Genomic DNA, 1,527 nt, shown 5'->3' with positions numbered 1-1,527 from the left:
GGCGAACTGCATCTGACCGTAATTGGTGGTGATGCCGGGGATGAACCCGAGAATTCCGATCAGCAGGAACACGGCGCCGACGATGAGCGCCGCCAGCTGAACGGGAGTCTTGGTGGCGGAGGAAAGAACACCGCTCATGGCGCCTCCCTTGTCGTACTGCTGACACTCATCTGCGCCTACCCCCCAGGGCGGCCCTCACGCACTGTGAGGTGGCCAGGAGGTCGGCGTAAGCTGCAGCGGTTCCGGGACGCCGAACAGCGCCTCGCCCTGGTTGGTGTGCGCACCGCCGTACGGCTGCAGCGGTTCGATCTCCAGCGCCAGATCGCCGAACTCGCATTGCGAACGAGTCTGGAGTTCGACCAGCTCCCGTGGGCGGATGACGATCTGGTCGTAGCGCTCCTCGGTGACATACCCGATCATGGTCGGCATGGTCCGCTCCCCCTCGCACGAGACGGACGGACCAGGGTGGGGGGCGAGCCACCAACATGCAGCATGCGCTTGATCACGACATGCGACAATCCCTGACAGACAAGGTCGTTTCGACCAACGGCTTGCAGGGCTTGGCTTCGGTGGCGCAGGTGGGCCACGCAGGTGGGCCACGCAGGTGGGCCACGCAGGTGGGCCACGCAGGTGGCGAGGTGCTCTTCCCGGGCGGTCTGCTCGGCGCGGATCTCTTGCCGGGTGGTGCGGGCGGTGACGGTGTCCTGTTCGGCGGCGCGGATGTCGGCGCGGCTGCTGGCCTGTAGCAGGTCGTCCCGGTGGCGGGTCAGCTGCGCGTGCTGGTGGCAGATCAGTGGCCATACCGTGCGTGGCGGCGCTTGGGTCTCGGTGTTGCGGGCCTGCTCCAGCCCTGCTCGGTACGCCTCCTCGCCGGGGTCAACGGCGCCCACCTGGTCTCCCTCGTCCGCGCCGGCGCCACCTTCATCGACGGCAAACTCGTCGAACGACCCGCAGGATCACCTGTCCCCCCAGCCGCCTAGAACTTCATGATCCACAGGTCTTGACTATTGCTCCCTAAGACGCTTTCAGAGCTCAGGTTATTTTCGGGTGCACGGTCTCGCCCGGCGGCCGACGCCGAAGCTCGGGAATGTAGTTCTCAACGACGAAACAACCGCCGGGTTAGAGATGCGCCGCCGCGTTGCGGAAGCGCTCGACCAGCTCGTTTTGCGTGGTCAGGTTCGTGATCATGTTACGGCCGGGGCGATCACCGCTCCCACGCACGGTGTTCACCTGCCAGGGAACCGGCTACCACCTGCCGAGGACGAGGCGTCCGGCGACGGGGCCGAGGGCGTAAGGGCCGGAGGTAGACCATTTACCGGCGTAGCTGGTGCCGTTCTTCCAGACATGGAAGCTGAAGGTGTTGTCTCCGTTCTGGTAAGCCGCGACGATGTCGTCCCTGCCATCGGCGTCAACATCACCCGAAGCAACAAGAGGGACTTGCCCCCGAAGTGTGGACACCTTGAGTACCGGATGATGGGAATCCGGAGACAAGGAGTTCCACGTGGCGATGAAGTCGTATCCGCCGGA

General features: G+C 65.0%; 4 protein-coding genes. All 4 read right to left on the bottom strand.

Annotated features, from left to right (window positions below):
* Positions 1–138 (bottom strand): DUF4383 domain-containing protein (locus tag AB0K28_RS51705; RefSeq protein WP_364386077.1); only part of this gene is annotated, 138 nt, incomplete at its 3' end.
* A 57-nt stretch (positions 139–195) separates the two neighbouring features.
* Positions 196–429: a hypothetical protein gene (locus AB0K28_RS51700; RefSeq protein WP_364386074.1), complete on the bottom strand. Its 234-nt coding sequence runs from the start codon at positions 427–429 to the stop codon at positions 196–198.
* Positions 417–890, bottom strand: a complete 474-nt coding sequence (locus tag AB0K28_RS51695; RefSeq protein ID WP_364386071.1) for a hypothetical protein — start codon at positions 888–890, stop codon at positions 417–419. The genes AB0K28_RS51700 and AB0K28_RS51695 overlap by 13 nt, the downstream gene beginning before the upstream one ends.
* Before the next feature lie 355 nt (positions 891–1,245).
* Positions 1,246–1,527, bottom strand: a 282-nt coding sequence (locus tag AB0K28_RS51690; RefSeq protein WP_364386068.1) for a hypothetical protein, incomplete at its 5' end; no start/stop codon positions are given.

Origin of the sequence: Nonomuraea sp. NPDC049504, from assembly GCF_040676845.1 — a bacterium.
Taxonomy (GTDB): domain Bacteria; phylum Actinomycetota; class Actinomycetes; order Streptosporangiales; family Streptosporangiaceae; genus Nonomuraea; species Nonomuraea salmonea.
Note: the sequence above shows the minus strand (reverse complement) of the source record. Positions and strands in the feature narration are given on the sequence as shown.